This is a genomic window from Thermomonas sp. (assembly GCF_035369645.1).
Lineage (GTDB): Bacteria > Pseudomonadota > Gammaproteobacteria > Xanthomonadales > Xanthomonadaceae > Thermomonas.
Genome location: NZ_DAOOUM010000003.1, coordinates 60,343 through 63,130, shown reverse-complemented (window position 1 = coordinate 63,130; position 2,788 = coordinate 60,343). Strand labels below are relative to the sequence as shown.

Below are 2,788 nucleotides of genomic sequence, written 5' to 3'. Positions count from 1 at the left end.
TGCCGGACCCGGCGATCGATTTCGTGCTGTCGGGCGATAGCGCCGTGCACGCGGCCATCCAGATGGAGGCCAATGCGTTTGCCAATGAGGATTGGGAAGCGGTGGCCGTGGCGCATCAGTTGCTGGAAGAAGTGAACGGCTACGATGGCACGGCGCGTGCCGGCCGGCTGCTGCATGGGCTGGGGTTTCCGGCCGAGGTGCATGAAAAGGCGGTCTCGGATTTCTCCGGTGGCTGGCGCGTGCGCCTGAACGTGGCGCGTGCGCTGATGACGCCCTCCGATTTGCTGTTGCTCGATGAACCGACCAACCATTTGGATCTGGATGCGGTGGTCTGGCTGGAAGAATGGCTCAAGCGCTATGACGGCACCTTACTGGTGATTTCGCACGACCGCGAATTTCTCGACAACGTCACCACCCACATCTTGCATCTGCACGACGGCACCGCGAAGCTGTATTCGGGCAATTACACCGATTTCGAGCGCCAGCGCGCCGAACATTTGCGGCTGCAGCAGATCACCCATCTGAAGGAGCAGGCCGAGCGCGCCCACCTGCAATCCTTCATCGACCGTTTCAAGGCCAAGGCCAGCAAGGCCAAGCAGGCGCAGTCGCGGATGAAGCGGCTGGCCAAACTGGCCGGCACCGAAGCGGTACGCGCCGAGCGCGCGCTGCATATCGATTTCCCCGAACCGCTGCGGCTGCCCAACTCGCTGCTATCGCTGCACGATTGCGATTGTGGCTATGGCGTCGACGCCAAAATCCTGCATAACGCCAGCTTCGGCCTGGAAGCCGGCGACCGCATCGGCCTGCTGGGCCCCAATGGCGCGGGCAAATCGACCTTGGTGAAAACCCTGGTGGGCGAGCTGGCGCCGATGACCGGCGAGCGTAAGGCGCATCCGGATTTGCGCATCGGCTACTTCGCCCAGCACACGGTGGAGTCACTGGTGGCCGGCACCTCGCCGCTGGATCACTTGCGCAAGCTCGATCCGGATTCGGCCAATCAGGTACTGCGTGATTTCCTCGGCAAATGGAATTTCCCCGGCGACCGTGCGTTTGAAGTCATCGACACCTTCAGCGGTGGCGAAAAAGCGCGATTGGCGCTGGCACTGATCGCCTATCGCCGGCCCAACGTATTGCTGCTTGATGAGCCCACCAACCACCTTGACCTGGACATGCGCGAAGCGCTGGCCGAAGCGCTGAGTGATTTCGATGGCGCCATCGTGATGGTCAGCCATGACCGCCATTTGATCGGTCTGGTCTGCGACAGCTATTGGCGCGTGGCTGGCGGCAAGGTCGAGCCGTTCGATGGTGATCTGGACGAATACGCCGCGTGGCTGCGTACTCGCCCGGGCAGTGACAACCCCAAAACACCGGTACCCAAGCAAGAGCCCAAGCGGGTCGTACCCGCACCGGCACCTGCCGCGCCGAAAGCCAGAATCAACCCGCACAAGCTGCAAAAAGCCGAAGAGCGCGTGGCGCGCCTGGAAGGCAAACTGGCCGAGTGCGATGCCCAGCTGGCCGACCCGGCGGTGTATGTCGATGCTGGCAAAGTGGCTGATTTGGGGCGCACGCAGTTGCAACTGCGCAGCGAGCTGGAGCAGGCCGAGGCCGAGTTGCTGGGGTTGTACGAATAAGCTTCGCCTTGAAATCGCGGCTGCGTGCCGCATGTGTTCTTACTCACCCTGTTCTTGGTAGCGCCATGCCCATCTACGCCTTCGCCTGCGAATTCTGCGGGCATCACTTCGATAAATTGCAGAAACTCTCCGACGTCGACCCCAGTGTCTGCCCGCAGTGCGGCAAAGACGGCGGCATCCACCGGCAATTGACCGCGCCACAATTCCGGCTGGCCGGTGGTGGCTGGTACGAAACCGATTTCAAGAAAGACGGCGAAAAGAAAAGCAATCTGGCCGGCGATGCGGCCAAGCCTGCCGAAGCCAAAGCCGAGCCAGCAGCCAATGCCAGTGCCAAGTCAGAGAGCCCCAAGCCGGAAGCCGCCAAATCCGCCACCAAGTCGGCCGACTGAACCCGTTAAAATGATTGGCTTGCCGGTGCCCGCCGGCCCGAACCTCCCCGGAGTCTCCATGCGTACCCATTTCTGCGGCCTGATCGACCAAACGTTGATCGGCCAAACCGTCACCCTGTGCGGCTGGGCCGATGTCGCCCGCAATATGGGCCAGATCGTGTTTATCGACCTGCGCGACCATGAAGGTATCGTGCAAATCGTCGCCGAACCGGCAGACAGCGAGGGTAACGCTGGCATGTTGGCCGCAGCGGTGGCAGTGGGCTACGAAGACTGCCTGCGCATCACCGGCACGGTGCGTCGCCGGCAGTCGGTGAACGACAAGATCAGGACCGGCCAGGTGGAAGTGGTGGCCGAGACGATCGAGCTGTTGAACAAGGCCGAGCCGCTGCCGTTCCACCACCACGAGAACCCGGGCGAGGACATCCGCCTGAAGTACCGCTACCTCGACCTGCGCAGCCCCGAGATGCAGCGCAAGCTGCGGACACGCACCAAGCTGGTGTCGGCGCTGCGGCATTACCTGGATGCGCGTGGTTTCCAGGACATCGAAACTCCCATCCTGACCAAGGCCACGCCGGAAGGTGCGCGTGATTTTTTGGTGCCGGCGCGCATGCACCCCGGCGAGTTCTACGCGCTGCCGCAAAGCCCGCAGTTGTTCAAGCAGATTTTGATGATGGCCGGTTTCGATCGCTATTACCAAATCGCCCGCTGCTTCCGCGACGAAGCGTTGCGCGCCGACCGCCAGTTGGAATTCACCCAGCTCGACATGGA

General features: G+C 62.2%; 3 protein-coding genes. All 3 read left to right on the top strand.

All coding sequences use genetic code 11. From position 1 onward, the window contains the following. The coding region (locus PK789_RS01280; protein ID WP_324306519.1) for an ABC-F family ATP-binding cassette domain-containing protein at positions 1-1,631 on the top strand (1,631 nt) is incomplete at its 5' end. Positions 1,632-1,696: 65 nt separating this feature from the next. Next, on the top strand, positions 1,697-2,020 hold the full coding sequence (locus PK789_RS01275) for an FmdB family zinc ribbon protein (protein ID WP_223626227.1): 324 nt from the start codon (positions 1,697-1,699) through the stop codon (positions 2,018-2,020). A gap of 58 nt (positions 2,021-2,078) precedes the next feature. Beyond that, on the top strand, positions 2,079-2,788 hold a 710-nt coding region (locus PK789_RS01270), incomplete at its 3' end, for an amino acid--tRNA ligase-related protein (RefSeq protein WP_324306518.1).

Excerpts from the sequence above, each read along its gene's own strand:
- PK789_RS01275 (WP_223626227.1), top strand. The coding sequence starts at position 1,697 with ATGCCCATCTACGCCTTCGCCTGCGAATTCTGCGGGCATCACTTCGAT.